Annotated in this window: 12 protein-coding genes and 2 pseudogenes; 11 read left to right on the plus strand and 3 right to left on the minus strand. The window is 73.9% G+C overall.

Annotation, left to right across the window (positions count from 1 at the left end; genetic code table 11):
• Positions 1-295 precede the first annotated feature (295 nt).
• The 11 genes and pseudogenes from D0Z67_RS27155 to D0Z67_RS27205 form a co-directional block, all read left to right on the plus strand.
• Positions 296-2044 carry an asparagine synthetase B family protein gene (locus tag D0Z67_RS27155; protein ID WP_078873610.1) on the plus strand — a complete coding sequence of 583 codons (1749 nt, stop codon included), beginning with the start codon at positions 296-298 and terminating at the stop codon, positions 2042-2044.
• Between the two features lie 93 nt (positions 2045-2137).
• Positions 2138-3721, plus strand: a complete 1584-nt coding sequence (locus D0Z67_RS27160; RefSeq protein WP_037775919.1) for a condensation domain-containing protein — start codon at positions 2138-2140, stop codon at positions 3719-3721.
• Positions 3718-5031 (plus strand): MFS transporter, encoded by a 1314-nt coding sequence (locus D0Z67_RS27165; protein ID WP_051888054.1) that lies wholly within the window; start codon positions 3718-3720, stop codon positions 5029-5031. The genes D0Z67_RS27160 and D0Z67_RS27165 overlap by 4 nt, the downstream gene beginning before the upstream one ends.
• Positions 5028-6320: a condensation domain-containing protein gene (locus tag D0Z67_RS27170; RefSeq protein WP_031183276.1), complete on the plus strand. Its 1293-nt coding sequence runs from the start codon at positions 5028-5030 to the stop codon at positions 6318-6320. The genes D0Z67_RS27165 and D0Z67_RS27170 overlap by 4 nt, the downstream gene beginning before the upstream one ends.
• 204 nt (positions 6321-6524) lie before the next feature.
• A complete protein-coding gene (locus D0Z67_RS27175) occupies positions 6525-7541 on the plus strand; it encodes an amino acid--tRNA ligase-related protein (RefSeq protein WP_078873608.1) in 1017 nt (338 codons plus the stop codon).
• A gap of 51 nt (positions 7542-7592) precedes the next feature.
• A complete protein-coding gene (locus tag D0Z67_RS27180; protein ID WP_051888052.1) occupies positions 7593-8438 on the plus strand; it encodes a class I SAM-dependent methyltransferase in 846 nt (281 codons plus the stop codon).
• A gap of 68 nt (positions 8439-8506) precedes the next feature.
• Positions 8507-9400 (plus strand): FAD binding domain-containing protein, encoded by an 894-nt coding sequence (locus D0Z67_RS27185; RefSeq protein WP_051888050.1) that lies wholly within the window; start codon positions 8507-8509, stop codon positions 9398-9400.
• Complete coding sequence (locus tag D0Z67_RS27190) at positions 9397-12243, plus strand: molybdopterin-dependent oxidoreductase (protein WP_051888049.1); 2847 nt, start codon at positions 9397-9399, stop codon at positions 12241-12243. Before D0Z67_RS27185 ends, D0Z67_RS27190 begins: the two co-directional genes overlap by 4 nt.
• On the plus strand, positions 12240-13496 hold the full coding sequence (locus D0Z67_RS27195) for a His/Gly/Thr/Pro-type tRNA ligase C-terminal domain-containing protein (RefSeq protein WP_031183271.1): 1257 nt from the start codon (positions 12240-12242) through the stop codon (positions 13494-13496). Before D0Z67_RS27190 ends, D0Z67_RS27195 begins: the two co-directional genes overlap by 4 nt.
• The gene (locus D0Z67_RS27200; protein WP_031183270.1) at positions 13493-14602 is read left to right on the plus strand and encodes an LD-carboxypeptidase; all 1110 of its coding nucleotides are present in this window, start codon (positions 13493-13495) and stop codon (positions 14600-14602) included. The genes D0Z67_RS27195 and D0Z67_RS27200 overlap by 4 nt, the downstream gene beginning before the upstream one ends.
• A gap of 66 nt (positions 14603-14668) precedes the next feature.
• Positions 14669-15580: pseudogene (locus D0Z67_RS27205) on the plus strand (XdhC family protein); the annotation flags it as partial.
• Positions 15581-15631: 51 nt separating this feature from the next.
• Here D0Z67_RS27205 and D0Z67_RS27210 read toward each other — a convergent pair.
• The 3 genes and pseudogenes from D0Z67_RS27210 to D0Z67_RS27220 form a co-directional block, all read right to left on the minus strand.
• Positions 15632-16638, minus strand: a pseudogene (locus tag D0Z67_RS27210) (IS5 family transposase).
• Positions 16520-17899 (minus strand): MFS transporter, encoded by a 1380-nt coding sequence (locus D0Z67_RS27215; RefSeq protein WP_078873023.1) that lies wholly within the window; start codon positions 17897-17899, stop codon positions 16520-16522. Before D0Z67_RS27215 ends, D0Z67_RS27210 begins: the two are co-directional and overlap by 119 nt.
• Positions 17893-18963, minus strand: coding sequence for a GntG family PLP-dependent aldolase (locus D0Z67_RS27220; protein ID WP_031179235.1), 1071 nt, complete (start codon positions 18961-18963; stop codon positions 17893-17895). Before D0Z67_RS27220 ends, D0Z67_RS27215 begins: the two co-directional genes overlap by 7 nt.
• Positions 18964-18974 lie beyond the last annotated feature (11 nt).

Raw genomic sequence — 18974 nt, forward strand, 5'->3', positions numbered from 1 at the left:
GGGGCTCGGGCCACGAACGTTCCCAGGCCATCTCCGTCACCGTGCCGTCCGCGTTCCCGGCGGACCGGGACCGCCGTCCGGGACGGAATCCCGACGGCGGGCCGGCCGGTACGGCCCGCCCCTAGCGTGACGGGCGTCAGGACGACGCGGGCCGGCCGGTCCGGGCCTGCGGGTTCCGGGGCGGCGCGCGGCACGCGGCAGGCGGCCGAGAACGAGGTGGGACCGGGTGGCGGGCATCGCGGGATGGACCGACGGACAGCGTGATCTGTCCGGCGAACACGCAGAGTTGGCCAGGATGGTGACCGGTCTGCGGGGGCGGGCCCGGGACGGGGGCGCCGCCTGGACGGAGCGTCGCGCGGCACTCGTCCAGAGCACCGACCCCGCCTGGCGCGGGCCCACCGGTCCGGCCACCGTCGAGCAGGACGGCCGCACCGTCGTCGTCGCCGTGTGCGACGGGCACCTGCGCGACGCCGCCGGCCTGTGGGACGCGCTCGGCGGCCGCCGCGACCACGGTCCGCGCCGGCCCTCCGACTCCGAGGTCATCGCCCGCGCCTACCTGCGCTGGGGGAGCGGACTGGCCGAACGGCTCGAAGGACTCTGCGCGTTCGCCGTCTGGGACGCCCGCTCGGGCGACCTCCTGCTCGGCCGCGACCGGATGGGCGTACGGCCCCTGAGCTGGACCCGCACCGGCGACGGCGTGGTCTTCGCCTCCGACGTCGCCACCCTCACCGCCCACTCACGGGTCACGCCCGAGGCCGACGCCGACGCCCTGTGCGCGCTGCTCACCCTGATGCGCGAGGACGGCCGCGGCGCGCTGCGCGGCGTCCACGATGTACCCCCGGCCACCGTGCTGCGCTTCGCCCCGGACGGCACGGTCCGCACCCACACGTACTGGACGCTGGAAGCCCACGAACACGTCCTGGACGCCGACGCCACGGCGAAGGAGGCCGACCGGCTGCTGCGGGCCTCGGTGTCCGCCGACATCGCGGGCCAGGACACGGCCGTCCTCCTGTCCGGCGGACTCGACTCCAGCGTGCTCGCCGGACTGGTCGCCACCGGCACCCGGCGCCGGCCCGTCACCGCCACCGTGTCCTTCGCCCACACGACCTCCCGCATCCCCGACCGCCCCTTCATCGAGGACGTCGTCCGCTTCTGGGACTGCGACCACGAGGACGTGGTGGTCGGCACCGACGAGGTCCGCGACCCGGCGACGCTCGCCGAGGTGCTCGCCGCCAAGGACTACCCCACCCCCTGGGGGGACAAGAACGTCACCCCGTACCTGCTGAGCAGGTCCCTCTCCACGCACGCCCAGGTGGCGCTCTCCGGCGAGGCGGCCGACACCATGTTCGGCGGTCTCTACGGGGACCTCGACGGCATCCCCGAACCGACGACCTTCCCGTGGCTGGAACAGGCCCGGCGCTTCGGGGTCACCCACGGCATCGGCACCGGACTGTTCGACCCCGCCCTGCTGCGCGCGATCGACGTCGACGGATACCTGGAGCGCGTCTTCCGCACCGCGCTCGACCGGGTTCCGGTGCTCCCGGACGACTCGCCGGGCCGTCGGGCCGTACGGCAGATCGACCATCTGACCGTCACCCGGCTGCTGGAACAGACGATGCTGCACACCGAACGCCTCGCCGCCGCGGCCGGCGTGCAGATGCGGTTCCCTTTCGCCGACCACGCGCTCTACTCGTTCATGTACAACGTCCCGGTCGCCATGAAGTTCAGCGGCGGACGCACCAAGAGCATCCTGCGCGACCTGGCCCGCGGCCTGGTTCCGCCCTCCGTGCTGGAGCGCAAGAAGTCCACCTTCCCCGCCCTCTACGACGACCGGTACAAGGCCGACGTCACCGCCCGTCTGCGCGCCCTGCTCGACGACTCCTCGGCGCCCGTGCACGCCGTCACCGACCTCGCGGCCGCCACCCGGGTCGCGGAGGACCCCCGGCTGCTCGACCGGGGCGGCTGGCTGGGCCGGGCGGACGTGGAGATGCTCCTCCAGCTCGACGCCTGGCTGCGCCGCCACCAGGTGCGTCTGCGGCTCTGAACCGGCGGGCCCGCCGGCAACCGGGGGTGCCCGCGAGGACGGTGCCCCCTCGACGAAACCACCACACGCGAACACCCTGGGAGACGAGCTTCGATGAACACCACCCGGCACAGCGTGCCCCTCTCCGTGGGGCAGGAGGCCATGAACGTGGCCTGGCGGCTCGAACCGCGGAAGTGGACCAACATCATCCCCGTCCCGCTCGCGGTCGAAGGCGAGCTGGACCTCGGCCGGCTGCGCGCCGCGGCCGACGTCCTGGGCACCACGTTCCCCCAGCTGCGGGGCCGGGTGACCGGAAGCCCCGGCGCCCACCGCCTCGACTGGGGCGACGCCCCGCCGATCCCCGTCACCGAGAGCACGACGGACCTCGGCCGCGACGAAGCGGTACGCGCGGCCTGGCAGGTGCCCTTCGACCTGCGCACCGGCCCCCTGGCCCGCCTCCAGGTCGTCACCGGCCCCGGCTGGCGGGTCCTGCTGCTGACGCTGCATCACATCGTCGGCGACGGCGCGTCCGTGCTGCTCCTGCTGGAGGCGCTGCGCCAGGCGTACGCCGGTGAGCCCGTGACCGTGCCCGACGACCCCGGCGTCCTGGAGGCACACGCCCTGCGCACGGTCCGGCTGGCGGAGGGCGAGGAGGGCGAACGCCGCCGCGCGTACTGGGCCGCCGAACTCGACGCCGGGATGGCCCCCCTCACCCTCCCCGCGACCCCCGCGGAACCGCCGCGCTACACCATGGTGAGCGACCTGCTGCCCGACGACCTGGTCGCGGGGCTGCGGCACCGCGCCGAGACCTCCGGCGTCTCCTACGTCACCGCCCTGATGGCGGGCTACTACGCCCTGCTGCGCCGGCACAGCGGCTCCTCGGACATCCTGTCCTTCCTGCCCCACCACGGCCGGACCGACCCGGAGACGCGCCAGCAGGTGGGCTACTTCGTCAACCTGCTGCCGATACGCGCCCGGATGAGCCCGGCGGACACCTACACCGACGTCATGCGGCAACTGCGCGGGCGGGTCAAGAACGCCCTCGCGCACGGCGAACTCCCGCAGCCGACGATCATGCGCAGTGCCGGACTGGTGGGCCCGCAGGCCCGCGAGCTGACCCACCGCGGCATCTTCCAGTACTGGCACGCGGGCCTCCGTGACGGCCTGGACGTGATGGACCTCCCGCTGACCGCGCCGGGAGCCCGTGCGAGGCTCAGCCTGCTGGACATCGAGAGCACCGCCGGGTTCACCCTGGCCGTCATGGTCCGTCAGGACAGCGCCGGCACCCATGTGCTGTGGAAGGACCCCGCCGGAGCCCTGGGCGAACCCCTGCTCAAGACGCTCGCCGCCGACTACCACGAGGTGCTCTGGACGATCGCCGACGACCCCGGCAGCCCGCTCGCCGAGATCGTCGCCGCGCCGGGCGCCGGGACCGCGTCCGCCACCGTGGGAACGGCCGTCGGCCGCACCGACGCCGACGCCCTCGCCACCATGACCGAGCTGTGGCAGGACATCCTGGGCATCGACGGCATCGGACCCGAGGACAGCTTCTTCGAGCTGGGCGGCCATTCCCTCCTCGCCGAGAGCCTGATCATCGACGTCTCGCGCCGGTTCGGGCGCGAGGTGGAGCTGAGCGTGCTGTTCAGCCGGCCGCGACTGGGCGAGTTCACCGAACACGTCGTGGGACCGAAGGAGTGAACGATCCCGGCACCGCCCGCGCCGGGGTGTGGACCCGCCCGGTGCTGCGGGCCGTGCTCGCCGCCGAGGGCGTGTCGATGCTCGGCAGCTCACTGACCGTGGTCGCCGTGCCGTGGCTGATGCTCACCACGACCGGATCGGCCCGTGACATGGGCCTGGTGATGGCCGCCCAGCTGGCGGGGACCACCGTGGTCGGCGTCCTGGGCGCCTCCTGGGCGGGCCGCGCGGGACCCCGCCGCGTGATGCTCCTCGGTGACGCCTGCCGGGGGACACTGATCGCGCTCGTACCGGTGCTGATCTCGGCGGGGGCCCTGGCCGTGCCCCTGACCGCCACCGCGATGTTCGTCTTCGGCGCGATCATGGCGCCCTACGCCGCCGCACAGCAGGCGATGCTCCCGGACGTCGTCGGCGAGGACGAGACGCTTCTGAGCCGGGCCACCGCCGCCCTCCAGGGCGCCATGCGGCTGAGCATGACGCTGGGACCGCCCCTGGCGGGGCTGCTCGTCGGGCTGCTCGGCCCCGTCCCCGTGATCCTCGCGGACGCCGCCAGCTTCGCCCTGTCCCTGCTCGTACTGCGCCGCTTCCTGCCGCGCACCACCCCTGCCGCGCCCAGACCCTCGCGCCTGGGCGCGGCAGGGGTACGCGCGCTGTTCGCCGAGCCGCTGACGGCCACCTGGTCCCTGGCTCTGGTCTGCTCCGAGTTCGCCTGGCAGGGACTGTTCGCGGCCCTGCCGGTCGTCGCGCTGGAGTTCGGCGACCGGGGGCCCACGGTCGCCGGGGTGCTGTCCGGGGCGTTCGGTGCCGCCGCGCTGACCGGGACCCTGCTCGTCGGACCGCTGCTGCGACGCCTGCCGGCACCGGTCCTGGCGACCGGCGGACGGGTGCTGCTGGCCCTCTGCTTCCTCGGCCTGCTCCTGCCGCTCGGCCTCGCCGCCGTGCTCGGCTGCCTCGTGCTCGCCGGGCTCCTCAACGGCGTCTCCAGCGCGCCCGTGGCTGCGGTGCGCGCGCTGCGGCTGCCCGCCGCCGTGCGCGCGGAGGCGCTCACCGTGGGCACCGCCGTCGCCCTGGCCGGAGGCACCTGCGGACTGCTCGTCAGCAGTACGACGATCCAGCCGGGCGGTGCGCGCACGGTGTTCGCCGTACTCGCCGTGGCCCAGGTCACGGCCGCCGTTCTGCACGTGGCCGGCCTCGTCGCGCTGCGCCGCACCACCGGCGCCGCTCCCCGGCGCCCGCCCGACGCGCCGCCGCCCTCTTCTTCCCGCGAGGCCGACCGGCCCGCGGGCCACCCGGTTCCCGAGGAGTTCCGTTGACCACCCAGACCGGCGCGGCGCCGGACGGCCTCTGGCGCGGCGTCCCGCACCGCATGAGCATCGGCCTGCGCCACCAGCTCCGCGACGACGGCTCCCTGCCGTCGGAGAACCTGACCTGCTTCCTCTTCGCGTTCCCCGGCGTCCGCGTCGACGTTCCCCGGCTGGAGCGCGCGCTCGCGCGTGCGGTGACCGCCAACCCCGCGCTCAGCCACCACTACCGCGTCGACCCCGACCACGGCCCGCAGTACCGGGAAGCGGAGTGGCGGCCGAGGATCGACGTCGTCCAGCCGCCCGGCCGGGGCTGGGAGAGCACCCGTACGGCGGCCCGCCGTATCGCGGACGCCGAGCTGGACAACCCCTTCGACCTGCGCGACGGACGCCTGCTGCGGGTGACCGCCGTACGCCGTCCGGACGGGGACGGCACCGTCCTGGTCGTCACGATCGACCACACCGTCTGCGACGGGATCTCCTACGCCCAGTTCCTCGACGACCTGTCCGCCGCCTACCGGGACGAGGACACGGCGGCACCGGACCGCCCTCGCGCCTCCCTGGCACGGGTCGCCGCCGCGGAACGCCGCGCCCTGGCCGGCGCCGCCCGCGAGGAACTCTGCGACGCGTGGCGCGGCAGACTGCCCGACGGCATCCCCGAACTGGTCCTCGCCCGGCCCACCCCCTGGACGGCGTGCACGGCGGAGGGCGACCAGGCCACGACCGTGCTGAGCGGTCCGGAGTACGAACGACACGTCCGTCACGCCGCCGAACTGTCGGTGTCCAGCTTCATGCTGGCCACCGCCAAGCTCCTGCACGCGATGCGTCCCAGCGTGCTGGGAGACGAACTCTCCTTCTTCTCCCCGCTGCCCGGACGCTTCGTCCCCGCCGCCCGGGGCGTCCTCGGCAACTTCGTCAGCGTCCTGCCGGTCACCGTGCCGGCCCCGCGCTCCGCCGACGTGGCGGCCACCGCCGAGGCGGTCCGCGAAGGCGTGCTGTGGACGCTGCGCCACCAGGGCGTCCCCTTCGACGTGATCCGGGACGCGGTCGGCAACGGCGACGCCGGGAACGGGGAGTTCTCCTATCAGCGCCGGTCGGTCTTCATCTCGGGCAACCCCGTGATGCGCCTCGAACTGGACGGCTTTCAGGGCCAGATGAGCGTGCCGACCCTGTCCGACGCCATGTTCGACATCAGCCTGTGGATCGCGGACACCGGCACCGAGCTGCGCGCCAGCAGTGTGTTCCGCACGTCCCTCCTCGACCGTTCCCTCGTCGAGACCTGGCTGAGCGCCCTGCACTGATCCGCCCCGCGCCGTTCCCACCGCATTCCCTCCGCCTCCCCGCCGCCGGCGGGAGCCGCGGAACGAACGGCAACGCAACCGGAATCACCGGGTGCCAGGCTGCGACAAGCCGAGCGGCCGACCGAGCGACGACGAACCGCACGGTGACCGATGGTCGCACCCCCCGGACCCGTCCCCTGACGGCGCACAAACGGAGGTCCACTCATGTCGAAAGTCGAACCACACCCGTCGCCGGGACAACTCACCGACGGCCTCCCGCGATTCCTGCGGATCCTCGACGACCCGCTCTACGCGTCCCTCGTCGACCTCCAGGACCTGGTGAACTACGAGACCGCCGCGTTCTGGCGGGGTCGGCAGGTCAAGGCGCTCCACCTCCCCGTCACCACCTCCTCCATCTCCTCGCCCATGGGCCTGGGCAGCGACTCGCTGCCGGTCCAGGTCGACCTCTTCGGAGTCCCCACCTACCTCGCCGACTCCATGCAGTTCCTGCTGGAGTACGGCTGCCGCATCGCCGACCAGGGCTGCTACTACCTCATGCCGAGCTTCCGCGGCGAGGAGACCGACGCCACCCACCTCAGCCAGTTCTTCCACAGCGAGGCCGAGATCCCCGGCGGCCTCGACGACGTGATCGCGGTGGCCGACGCCTACCTGCGTCACCTCACCGAAGCGGTCCTGCGGGAGATGGAGGCACCCGTCGCCCGGATCGCCGGCGGCGTCGGCCACCTCACCGACTTCCTCGCCAAGCCGACGCCCCGGATCACCTTCGACGAGGCCGTCGCCGCACTGGACGGCGACCCGGAGTACTTCGAGTTCCACGACCAGTGGCGCACCATCACCCGGGCCGGTGAGCGCCGGCTCATGGAACTGCACGGCTCCGCGGTGTGGCTGACCCACTTCGACCACCTCTCGGTCCCCTTCTACCAGGCCACCGACGCCACCGGCACCAAGGCGCTCAACGCCGACCTGCTCATCGGCCCCGGCGAGGTCGTGGGCTGCGGCGAACGGCACACCGACGCGGCCCACGCCCTCGGCGCGCTCGCCGCGCACGGCGTCCCGTCCGACGACTACGACTGGTACCTGCGCATGAAGCAGGAGAAGCCCCTGCACACCAGCGGGTTCGGCATGGGCGTCGAGCGCTTCTTCATGTGGGTGCTGCGCCACCCCGACGTGCGCGACCTGCAACTCCTGGAGCGCGCCAACGGCCTGGCCGCCACCCCCTGATCCTTTCGTCCCTCACCCGCCATCACACCGTCTTCCGACAAGGAGCACCCCATGAACCTCGGCGACCTGACCGCCCAGCAGATCCGCGACATGAACTACAACGAGCTGATCTCCGTCGTGCGCGAGACCAACCGCCCGCCCGGCGGCGTGAAGACCATCTCCCACCTCGCCACCGGCGCCCACCTCGACAAGGACAGCCACGTCCTGGAGATCGGCACCAGCACCGGCATCACGGCCATCGAACTGGCCCGCCTGGTGGGCTGCCGCGTCACCGCCATCGACATCAACGAGCGCAGCATCGCCGAGGCCCGCCGCCGCGCCGAGAGCCTCGGTGTGGACCACCTCATCACCTTCGAGGTCAACGACGCCACCGCCACCGGCTACCCCGACGACACCTTCGACCTGGTCTTCTGCGGCAACGTCACCTCCCTCATCCCGGACCGCGCGCGGGCCCTCGCCGAGTACTCCCGCGTCGTCAAGCCGGGCGGCTTCATCGCCGCCATCCCGATGTACTACGTCAAGCAGCCCTCCGAGCAGCTGCTCGCCGACGTCACCGCGGCCATCCAGGTCACCGTGGAGCCGCTGGAGGAGTCCTACTGGCTCGACTTCTTCCTCGGCGAGGGCCGTATCCCGTTCAGCCGGGAGCAGTACACCTTCGACTGGATCTCCGACGAGGTGGTCGAGTCCTTCGTCCGTGACATCCTCGCCCGGCCGCACCTCGACGAACTGAGCGCCGACGCCCGTGAGGTCCTCGCCGAGCAGTACGCCGTCTACATGCGGCTGTTCCGCGACAACCTCGCGCAGATGGGCTACACCGAGCTGCTCGTGCGCTGCGAGGCCGACGAGCTGGGCGAGCCGGAGCTGTTCGACTCCAGCCCGGTGCTCCCCAGGCCGTGACGCCGCCCGGCACCGGAGCCCCGCCGGGCTCCGGTGCCGGCCCTCCACCCCGAGAGCGAGCCCCGTCCGTGAAGCTGCCCCCCTTCGACCACGTGGCACCCCGGTGCCTCGCCGAGGCGGTGTCCCACCTCGCCGCCGCCCCGCCGGGCGATGCCCTGCCGCTGGCGGGCGGCCAGAGCCTCGTCCCGATGCTGGCGTCCCGCACCCGCGCGTCCCGGCTCCTGGTCGACCTCCGCGACGTGGGGGAGCTGACCGGGGTGAGCGCGCCCGACGGCTCGCTCCGGATCGGTGCCATGACCCGCCAGCACACGCTCGCCACGGACCCCTTGATCCGCTCCCTCTGCCCCCTGATCGCGGAGGCCGCGGCGAGCACGGGGCACGCGTCCGTCCGGCACCGGGGCACCTTCGGGGGGACGCTCGCCCATGCCGCGAGCGCCGCCCAGCTCGTCGTCGCCGCGTACGCCCTGGACGCACAGGTCCTGGTCACCGGCCCCGGCGGACAGCACCTGACCGCCCTCAGATCCTGGTTCGGCGGGCCGCACAGCCCCGGAGTGCGCCACGGCGAGATCGTCACCGCCGTCCACCTGCCGTCGCGCGGGCCGGGCAGCGGACACGCACTGCGGCAGCTGGGGCATCCGGCCGGCGGACGGCCGGTCGCGTCGGTCGCCGCCGTCGTGGACACCGCGCCGGACGGCGCCGTGCTGCGGGCCGAACTCACCGTCGGTACACGGGTGTCCGCCCCCACCGCGGTGGACGTCACGCACCGGCTCCGGGAGGCGGCCGGCGTGGCCGCCGCTGTCGTCCCCGACGGTCCGGGGGAGCCGGACCGTCAGGGGCCCCCGGCCGCGTACTGCCGGCACGTGACCGGTGTCCTGGCGGAGCGCGCGTTGACCGAGGCCATCACCAGGGCACGCCGCGCGGACACCGCGGCACTGCCCGCACCGAGGCGGGAGACACCATGACCTGCGCACCCGGCACCGCCCCGGAGCCGCCCGAGGGTGAGCCGCACGCCTGCGGGACCCTCGCGGACCATCTGCGCGACTGCCTGGGCCGCGCGTCCGTCCGCCTGGGCTGCGAGGACGGCGTCTGCGGCTCCTGCACCGTGCTCCTCGACGGCCGCACGGCCCGCGCCTGCACGGTGCTCGCGGCGCAGGCGGACGGCCTGACCGTACGCACCGCCGAGGACACCGGCGACGCGCTGATGCGGCACCTGCGCGAGGTGCTGTGGGCCGAACACGCCTTCCAGTGCGGGTTCTGCGCCACCGGCTTCCTCATGGAGATCCACGCCCTGCTCACCGAGCACCCCGACCCCTCTGAGGAGCAGATCCGGGACCGGCTCGCGGGCAACCTGTGCCGGTGCACCGGCTACGAGAGCATCGTCCGCGCGGTCCTCGTCGCGGCACGCACCTGGACACCCGGCCCGGCGCCCTCCCACCCGGCCACCGCCGCGACCACCGACCCCACGGTCGGCACCAGCGCGCTGCGGGCGGAGGACCGTACCGTCCTCGACGGCCGCGCCCGCTACATCGCCGACCTCGACGTGCCGGGCACCCTGCACGCGCGCTTCGTGCGCGGCACCCGTCCGCACGCCCGGATCACCGGCCTTGACCTGACGGCCGCCCGGGCCGCACCCGGCGTCGTCGCCGTCCTCACGGCCGCCGACATGCGGGACGGCCTCAACCCGATCACCATCGCGTGCCCCCTTGAGGGCTACACCCCGCCGGCCTTCACCCCGCTCACCGGGGACCGGGTCCGGTTCGAGGGCGACCCCGTCGCGCTGGTCGTCGCGGAGAGCCAGGCACAGGCCGAGGACGCCGCCGCGGCCGTGGGCATCGGGTACGAGGACCTGCCGCCCGTGACGGACGCACGGGCCGCCGCCGACGGCGCCCACCCGCCGCTCTTCCCCGACCTGGACGGCAACGTCCTGTACACCGAGCACCGCAGGCACGGCGACGTGGACGCCGCCTTCGCGTCCGCCGCCCGGGTGGTGCGCCACCGACTCCGCCAGGACCGCGTGCAGAACGCGCCGCTCGAACCCCGGGGCGGCCTCGCCTCCTACGACCCCGCCGACGGCAGCCTCAGCTACGACGTGGCGTCCCAGTCGCCCACGTCCCACCGCGCGTACCTGTCCGACGTGCTCGGCATCGACATCGGCTCGGTCCGGGTCCGGGTCCCCCCGAACATGGGCGGCTCCTTCGGGATCAAGGGCGGGGTGTTCCGCGAGGACATCGCCGTGTGCTGGGCGAGCAGACACCTGGGCCGTCCCGTCCGCTGGATCGAGGACCGCCGGGAGCACCTGATCGCGGCCGGACAGGCCAGGGGCGAGGAGATCGACGTCGAAGCGGCCCTGGGGGAGGGCGGCGAACTGCTGGCCCTGCGCGCCGACCTCGTGGTCGACCAGGGCGCCTACCCCGTCCCCCCGGTCGCCAGCGCCGTCTTCGTCGCCATCGTCGGCTGCCTGATCCCCAACGCCTACCGCGTCCCGGCGTACGAGTTCACCGGCCGGCTGGCCCTGAGCAACCGCACCCCGTACGTCGCGTACCGGGGTCCCTGGGAGATGGCGACCTTCGCCGCCGAACGCACCATGGACCTGATCGCCCGTGAGGTGGGCGAGGAACCGGCCGACTACCGGCTGCGGCACCTCAACCCGGTGGACGGCCCCGACCCCCGCATGATCACCGGCGCCCGGCTCACCGACGTGCCCGAACTCGGCTCGACCCTGCGGCTGGCCCGGCGGGAGGCAGCCGTGGAGACGTTCCGCGAGCGCCAGGCGCGGGCGCGTGCGGAGGGCCGGCTGCTCGGCCTCGGCATCGCGACCCTGCTGGAGCCGGCCCCCGGTCCCTGGAGCCTGCACGAGGCGATGGGCGCCCACATGGGGCCGGAGCCGGTCCGCGTGCTCTTCACCGCCGAAGGCCGCGTCGAGATCAGGACGGGACAGATCCCGCACGGCCAGGGGCACGTCACCACGCTCTCGCAGATCGCCGCGACCACCCTCGGCCTGCCGCTGCACGCGGTCGACGTCGTGCACGGGGACACCGACCGGGTCCCGTTCAGCCTGGCCGGGACCGGCGCGAGCCGGGCGGCGGCCCTCGCGGGCGGGGGAGTGCTGCGCGCCGCCCGCCGCCTGCGGGCCGACCTGCTCGCCGCCGTCGCGCGGCGCACCGGACACGCACCCGGTGCTCTGGACATCGTCGCCGCGCACGTCGTACACGTCCCCGACGGCCGCACCGTGGGCACGGTCGCCGCGCTGGCCGGAGCCCACGTCGCCACCGGCGAGGGACGCTCGCGGCTGGACGTGAGCGAGGTCTTCGACAGCGAGGAGACCGGCTGGGCGGAGGCGACCCACTGCTGCTGGGTGGAGATCGACCCGGACCTCGGCACGGTCTGTGTCGACCGCTACCTGATCGTCGCCGACAGCGGACGCATCATCAATCCGGCGATCGCCGACGGACAACTGCGCGGCGGCGCCGTGCAGGGCATCGGCACCGTGCTCCAGGAACGGTCGGGCTACGGCCCCGACGGCCGCCAGCTCTCCCGCGACCTCACCGAATACCTGCTGCCCACCACCCGGACCGCCCCGGCCATCGACATCGTCCACCTGGAGTCGCGGCGGGCCGGCGACGTGCCCTACCGGGGACTCGGCGAGGGCGGCGCGGTCCTGGCGCCCTCGGCCGTGGTCGGTGCCGTCGAGGACGCCCTCGCGCACCTCGGTGTCCGCCTCACCGAACGTCACCTGCCGCCGTGGCGTGTCCTCGACCTGCTGGCGGCCTTCCGGACCCTCACGCCCGTACCGGAGTACCGATGAGACTGAGCAAGATCCCGCACGCCGACCCGCTGGGCGCCCCGCTCCCCGACCCCGGCGACCCCGAGGCCGACCTGCCGCACCAGCTCGGCCTGGCCCGGTTCACCGACGCGGGATTCCCCTGGTTCTCCCCGGTCGGCCAGCGCCTGGTCACCCGCATCCAGGCAGTCGTCCGCCGGGAGATGGAGCGCGCCGGATACGCCGAGTTCCGCGGCCCCGCCGTCCATCGCGTCGAGACACTCGCGCCGGCCGGCTGGCTGGAGCGGTTCGGCGGTGAACTGATCGGCTTCAGCGCCCCGTTCGACCAGTACACCCTGGCCGCCACCAGTGAGGAACCCCTGCTGAGCTACATCGGCCCGGCGGGGCTCGCCTCCCACCGCCAGCTCCCGATGCGGCTGTTCGAGTTCCGGGAGATCTTCCGGTTCCGCGACCGGCCCCAGAGCATCTACAACTCCCGCCAGTTCCAGTGCTGTCTCTTCGCCAGCCTGGACACCGACCACGCCGCCTACCTCCAGAGCGCGGCACACGCCCAGCGCACGGTCCGCGCCGTCCTGGACCGGCTCCGGCTCCGCGCCGAACTGGTCCGGGACGAGACCACCGGTGGCTTCGAGTTCATCTTCCCCTACGCCCGTGGCGACCGGCCCCGCAGCCGCACCATCCCCTACCACCGCGACGCCGGGCGCGCCACGACCGCCGAGGACGAGATCCCCCAGGGCGGGATCGCCATGGGGTACGGCTACACCCACACCCCCGCCTTCGACGTGCGCTTCCGCGACGAGGACAACCAGGTGCGCACCCCGGTGATGGGGACGTACGGCCTGGGCATCCAGCGCTGCGTGCTCGCCCTGCTGGAACAGCACCGCGTGCCCGGCGGTGTCGCCCTGCCCGCCGACGTGCGGCCGTTCGACGTGATGGTGGCCGTCCAGGGCAGGGACCCCGCCACGACGGACGCGGCCGGAGAACTCCACCGCGTCCTGCTGGAGCACGACGTCAGCGTCGTGCTCGACGACCGGCACGGCGCCTCGATGGGCAGCCGGATGCGCTTCGCCGACGCGGTGGGTGTCCCCTGGCGGGTGGTCGTGGGCCGTGACGACGCGAAGAGCGGGTCCTTCCGCCTGCGCGGCCCGCGCGGCGCGCGGGACCCGGAACGGTCTCTGACCGTGGACGGTCTGCTCGCCCACCTCGCCGCGCGGGGACACGAGGAGTGGACCGTCCGGCCCGGAAACGACGACGAGCGAATCGGAGCGACCGCATGAGCACGATGAGCACGACGAACGGCACCACCGCCGCCGCGCACGGCACGAACGGACCGGCCGCGCCGGCACCAGGCGGCGACGCGGCGCGCTGGCCCGTGCCGCTGCCCGCCGACGCCACGCTGGGGGTGTGGGCCCCCAGTTCACCGGCCCCCGTCCTCTTCCCCCGCCGCTTCGCCCGTGGCCTCGACGCGCTGCGCCGGCGCGGGCACACCGTGGTCCTCGGCGACTCCTGCCGGTCAGCGCAGGGGCCGGGCACCCGGCCGCCCGAGGCGCTGGCCGAGGAACTGCACACCCTGCTCGCCAAGACCGACGGCGTGATCGCCGCCGTCGGCGGCTGGACGCTCACCCCGGTCCTTCCCCACCTGGACTTCGACGCCATCGGGCGCGCGGCCAAGCCGCTCGTCGGGTACAGCGACCTGACCTCCCTGGTCAACCTCGTGCCCCACCGCTCCGGCCTTGTCGCCTTCCACGGCCCCATGGTCGTCTCCGAGTGGGGCGAGGCCGACGGCCCCTGGGAGCCGACCGAGTCCGAGTTCGACCAGGTGCTCGGCGCACAACACCACTGGACGGAAAGGACGGTGGCCACTGCGGGGGAGTGGTCGGACGAGAACCTCTTCTGGGACCGGGAGGACGACCGCCGCCGGCAGGGCAACAGCGGCGGCCAGCAACCGCGCGTCCTGCGGACCGGCGAGGCGTCCGGCCCTCTCTGGGGCGGCTCCCTCGTCGTACTCGGTCTGCTGCTCGGCACCCCGCTGTGGCCCGAACCCGCCCCCGGCTCGCTCCTGTTCCTGGAGGCCGACGGCATGGCTCCGGACGAACTCTGGGCCCGGCTGGAGCAGTTCCGGCTGGCCGGTGTCCTCGACCGGGCCGCAGGCGTGATCATGAGCAGGATCGCCAACCCGCACTCCACGTCGTCCGGTTACGCCGGATACGACGAGGTCCTCCTGCGCTGCCTGCCCGGCGACATGCCGGTCGCCGCCGGCCTCCCCCTGGGCCACGCCGATCCGATGGTCACCCTGCCGGTCGGCGGCCGGGCACAGCTGAGCTGCCAGGCCCCCACCACCGCGCCCCGGCTGCGTCTTTTGCGGCCGGGTCCCACCCCGTAGTCCACGCGAGCAGGGCGGTTCGGCAGGGCCCGAGCAGCGCTGACGAGCTGACGAGAAGAGCCCCCCGTGCTTAACATCGCCGACACGCTCGCCCATTGGTGCAGTACCGGCCGCGCCTGCGCCGTGGCCACGGTGACCACCGCCACGGGCAGCACACCGCTGCCCGTGGGGACCTCGATGGCCGTGGACGCCGAGGGCAACGTCGCGGGCAGCATCTCCGGCGGCTGTGTGGACGCGGCCGTCCACGAACTGTGCCGACGGCAGCTCGACGAGGACGGCGCGGCCGAGGAGGTCCGCTTCGACTCCTCCGACGACGACGCCTGGGCGGCCGGTCTGATCTGCGGGGGCAGCATCGGCGTCCATGTGCAGCGCGTCCATCCGGCGGACCGGCTGCACTTGTCCACCACGCTCACCGGGGCGGTGGGCGGTCGGCCCCCGGGTCTCCTGCAGATCACCAGGAGCGCCGACCCGCTCCTGGCAGGCCGCATCCTGCCGCTCTCCGGCGACCCGGCCTCCGCCCCGGCCGGACGGGTCCCGGCGGCCCTGGCCGTGCTCGCCGCCGCCGCGCACCGCGCGGGCGTCACCGGCCTCGTGCGCGCTCCCGGGGGAGAAGGCCGCGCCCCGGCCGAGGCCCTGGTGCACAGCAGCCGGCCCGCACCGGCGATACTCGTGTTCGGCGCGGTGGAGTTCGCCGACGCCCTGAGTCGGGCCGGCCGGTTCCTGGGCTATCACGTCACGGTGTGCGACGCCCGCCCGGTCTTCGCCACCGCCGAGCGCTTCCCGCACGCCGACCGAGTCGTCGTGGACTGGCCGCACCGGTTCCTCGCCCGTACCGCAACGGACGAACGCACCGCCGTGTGCGTCCTCACCCACGACTCCAGGTTCGACGTCCCGCTGCTGCGCGACGCGCTGCGGCGGCCGCTCGGCTACATCGGCGCCATGGGCTCACGCCGTACCCACGAACGCCGCCTCGAACTCCTGCGCGCGGAGGGCGTCGGGCCCGGGGCCCTCGCCCGCCTGAACGGGCCGCTAGGGGGTGTCCGGAAAGTCGTTGAGCCAGAGGCGGAGGCAGGCAAGGGTGACCATGGCCCGGTAGTGAATGGCTCGTTTGTCGTAGCGTGTGGCCAGGGCCCGGTTCTGCTTGAGGCGGCTGAAGCAGCGCTCGATGACGTTGCGCCGCCGGTAAGCGGCTTTGTCGAGGCGGCAGCGGCTCTCGCCGCGGCGGATGCGTCCGTTGATCTGGTCGATGCGTTCCGGGATCGCTGCCGCGATGCCGCGTCGTCGCAGGTAGGCGCGGATCTTGCGGGCCGAGTAGCCTTTGTCCGCGACGACGCGGCCGGGCCGGGTGCGCGGCCGGCCCGGCCCAGGACGCGCGATCTTGATCTGGTCCATGACCGGCTCGAGCTGAGTGCAGTCGTTCACGTTCCCGCCCGTCAGCGTGAACGCCAGGGGCCGGCCCAGGCCGTCGCAGGCCAGGTGGATCTTGCTGGTCAGGCCGCCCCGCGACCGGCCGAGCGCCTCGCCTTCCCAGGGCCCCCTTTTCGGGCCCCGGCGGCGTGCTGATGGGCCCGGACCGTGGTCGAGTCCACGCACACAACCGTCCAGTCGACCCGCCCGACGGCGTCGGAGTGCTGCTGGACGTGGGCCAGCAGACGGTCCCACGTGCCGTCGGCGGACCAGTTCCGGAACCGTTCGTAGACCGTCTTCCAGGGCCCGTACCGCTCGGGCAGGTCACGCCAGGCAGCCCCGGTGGACAGCTTCCACAAGATCCCGTTCACCACCTGCCGCCGGTCCCGACCAGGCCTGCCCATCCGACCCGGCGCCAGCAACGGAGCGATCAACGCCCACGACTCATCGGTCAGTTCATGCCTACGCACCACGAACGGACCAACGAGCCACCGACTTTCCGGACACCCCCTAGGGCTGGACATCGGCGCCGCGACCCCGCAGGAGACCGCGGTGTCCATCGTCGCCGAGATCCTCGCCCACACCCGGGGCAGGCCGGGCCTCCCGCTCGGCCGGACCACCGGCCCCATCCACCCCCGGGGCGTCGAAGTCGCGCATGCCGCGCAGCGGTGAGCACACCACCCACACGCCGGCCAGCGAGGTGCCAAGGGCCGCGATCCACAGGGTGCCCCTGATCCCGGCCCACTCGCCGAACACGCCGCCGGCCAGCGCCCCGAGCGTCAGCGCGCCGAAACCGATGAAGCGGACGGTGGCGTTCACCCGGGCCAGCATGGCCGGGGGGCACATCGTCTGGCGGTAGCTCACCTGGGCGACGTTGTACACGACGACGCCGTAGCCGGTGAGGAGAAGGCCGGCCAGGGCCGGGGCGAGCAGGACGCCGCGCCCCGCGAGCGGCACCAGCAGCAGGGAGGGGAAAGTCACCACCGGCACCAGCCAGACGGCACGAGCCTGCCCCACCCGGCGCACGACCCGGTAGGCCGACAGCGCCCCGAGCACCCCTCCGAGACCGAGCACGCTCATGACGGCCCCGGCCGCGGACCCGGCGAGGCCGAGCACCCCGGTCAGGAAGAGGACCTGCACCGCGCCGAGCACCCCGGTGAAGAAGTTCGCGGTGGCGGTGCAGCCGGTGATGGCCAGCAGGGTGCGGCTGCGGGCCACGAACCCCAGCCCGGCGCGCACTTCGGCGAGCAGCGCGGGGCGCGCCCCCTTCGCCCGAGCCGCCGGGTCCGGGGCCCGCACCCGGCGCAGCAGCAGGGACGACGCCAGGTAGCCGAGGGCCGTCGCCAGCACCGGGTAGGCGGGCCCGGCGAGCTGGGCCAGCGAGCCGGCCACGCCGGGCCCGGTGATCTGGGCGAGGGACTGACTGGACTGGAGCCGGGCGTTGCCCTGGAGCAGCCGGTCCCGGCGGACCAGGGCCGGCAGGTGGGACTGGTAGGCGACATCGAAGAGCACGGCCAGGACCCCGCACAGCAGGGCCACGCCGATGAGCTGGGCGACCGTGAGCAGGCCGCCCCACCAGGCCACCGGAATGGTGCACAGCAGCAGCGCCCGGCCGGTGTTGACGCGCCGCATCAGGTGCCGCTGCCGCAGCTGTGTCACCCACACCCCGGCCGGGAGGCCGATCAGCAGGTAGCCGACCGTCTCCGCGGCCCCGAGCAGACCCATCTCCAGCGGGGTCGCCGCGAGCGTGGTGGCGGCCAGCAGCGGCAGCAGGGCGTTGCCGACGTAGGTGCCGAACTGGCTGACCGAGTCCGCCGCCCAGAACAGTCCGAAGTCGCGGGGGTGGGGCCGGCGGCCGCACGCCGGCGCGGTGACCGGCTCGCTCACCATCCGGCCCCGGGGCGGGCGGCCATGGTGTCCGCGAGTGCCGACACGGCCCGGTCGATGTCGGCGGCGGTGACGCCCGAGTGGGTGACCGCGCGGACGCGGCCCGGTCCCAGCTCGGCGAGGTGCACCCCACGGGCGCGGGCTCCCTCGATGACGGTCTCGGTGGTGTGCGGGGTGTGGCGCGTGTCCACGGTGAAGAACACCATGTTGGTCCGCGGCGGCTCCGGGTCCAGCCGCAGACCGGGGATGTCCGCCAGGCCCTCGGCCAGCCGTCGGGCGTGCGCGTGGTCGTCGGCGAGCCGGTCGACCATCTCGGTCAGGGCGATGATCCCGCACGCCGCGACGATGCCCGCCTGGCGCATGCCCCCGCCGAGCATCTTGCGGTAGCGCCTGGCCGTGGCGATGGACCGCTCGTCGCCCACGAGCACCGAACCGATCGGGGCGGACAGCCCCTTGGACAGACAGAACTGGACGGTGTCCGCCGGGGCTGCCAGCTCGGCGGCCGGCACGCCGAGCGCGATGGCCGCGTTGAAGATTCGGGCCCCGTCCAGGTGCAGGGCGACACCGTGCTCGCGGGCGAGCGCGCCGGCCGCCGCGAGATAGCCGGCGTCGAGCGGGATGCCGCCGCGACGGTTGTGCGGAGTCTCCAGGGCGAGTACGGCGGGCAGCGCGAACTGGGGGTCCTCCCGGTCCACGTCGAACGCCTCGGCCACCGCGGCGAGCGGCAGGGTGCCGTCCGGGGCGGCCGTGACGGGCTCGTAGACGATGCCGCCGAACACCGAGGCGCCGCCCGCCTCGTAGACGTAGATGTCGGACTCGGAACCGACGACGGCCTTGCCGCCGCGCGGGCTGTGGGTGAGGAGGGCGGCGAGGTTGGCCATGGTGCCGCTGGGCATCAGGCAGCCGGCGGCCTTGCCGAGCGACTTCGCCGACAGTTCCTCCAGTTCGATGACGGCGGGGTCCTCGCCGTACACGTCGTCGCCCAGGCGTGCCGTCGTCGCGGCTTCGAGCATCCGGGGGGTGGGCAGGGTGAAGGTGTCGCTGCGCAGTTCCACGACATGGCTCATGGGTCGAGGCT

The organism is Streptomyces seoulensis (genome assembly GCF_004328625.1).
Taxonomy (GTDB): domain Bacteria; phylum Actinomycetota; class Actinomycetes; order Streptomycetales; family Streptomycetaceae; genus Streptomyces; species Streptomyces seoulensis.

What these genes read in the sequence shown, in the direction of transcription:
- D0Z67_RS27200 (WP_031183270.1), top strand. Translation starts at nt 13,493, where the DNA reads ATGAGCACGATGAGCACGACGAACGGCACCACCGCCGCCGCGCACGGC.
- D0Z67_RS27215 (WP_078873023.1), bottom strand. Translation starts at nt 17,899, where the DNA reads ATGGTGAGCGAGCCGGTCACCGCGCCGGCGTGCGGCCGCCGGCCCCAC.
- D0Z67_RS27160 (WP_037775919.1), top strand. Translation starts at nt 2,138, where the DNA reads ATGAACACCACCCGGCACAGCGTGCCCCTCTCCGTGGGGCAGGAGGCC.
- D0Z67_RS27195 (WP_031183271.1), top strand. Translation starts at nt 12,240, where the DNA reads ATGAGACTGAGCAAGATCCCGCACGCCGACCCGCTGGGCGCCCCGCTC.
- D0Z67_RS27175 (WP_078873608.1), top strand. Translation starts at nt 6,525, where the DNA reads ATGTCGAAAGTCGAACCACACCCGTCGCCGGGACAACTCACCGACGGC.
- D0Z67_RS27190 (WP_051888049.1), top strand. Translation starts at nt 9,397, where the DNA reads ATGACCTGCGCACCCGGCACCGCCCCGGAGCCGCCCGAGGGTGAGCCG.
- D0Z67_RS27155 (WP_078873610.1), top strand. Translation starts at nt 296, where the DNA reads ATGGTGACCGGTCTGCGGGGGCGGGCCCGGGACGGGGGCGCCGCCTGG.
- D0Z67_RS27180 (WP_051888052.1), top strand. Translation starts at nt 7,593, where the DNA reads ATGAACCTCGGCGACCTGACCGCCCAGCAGATCCGCGACATGAACTAC.
- D0Z67_RS27220 (WP_031179235.1), bottom strand. Translation starts at nt 18,963, where the DNA reads ATGAGCCATGTCGTGGAACTGCGCAGCGACACCTTCACCCTGCCCACC.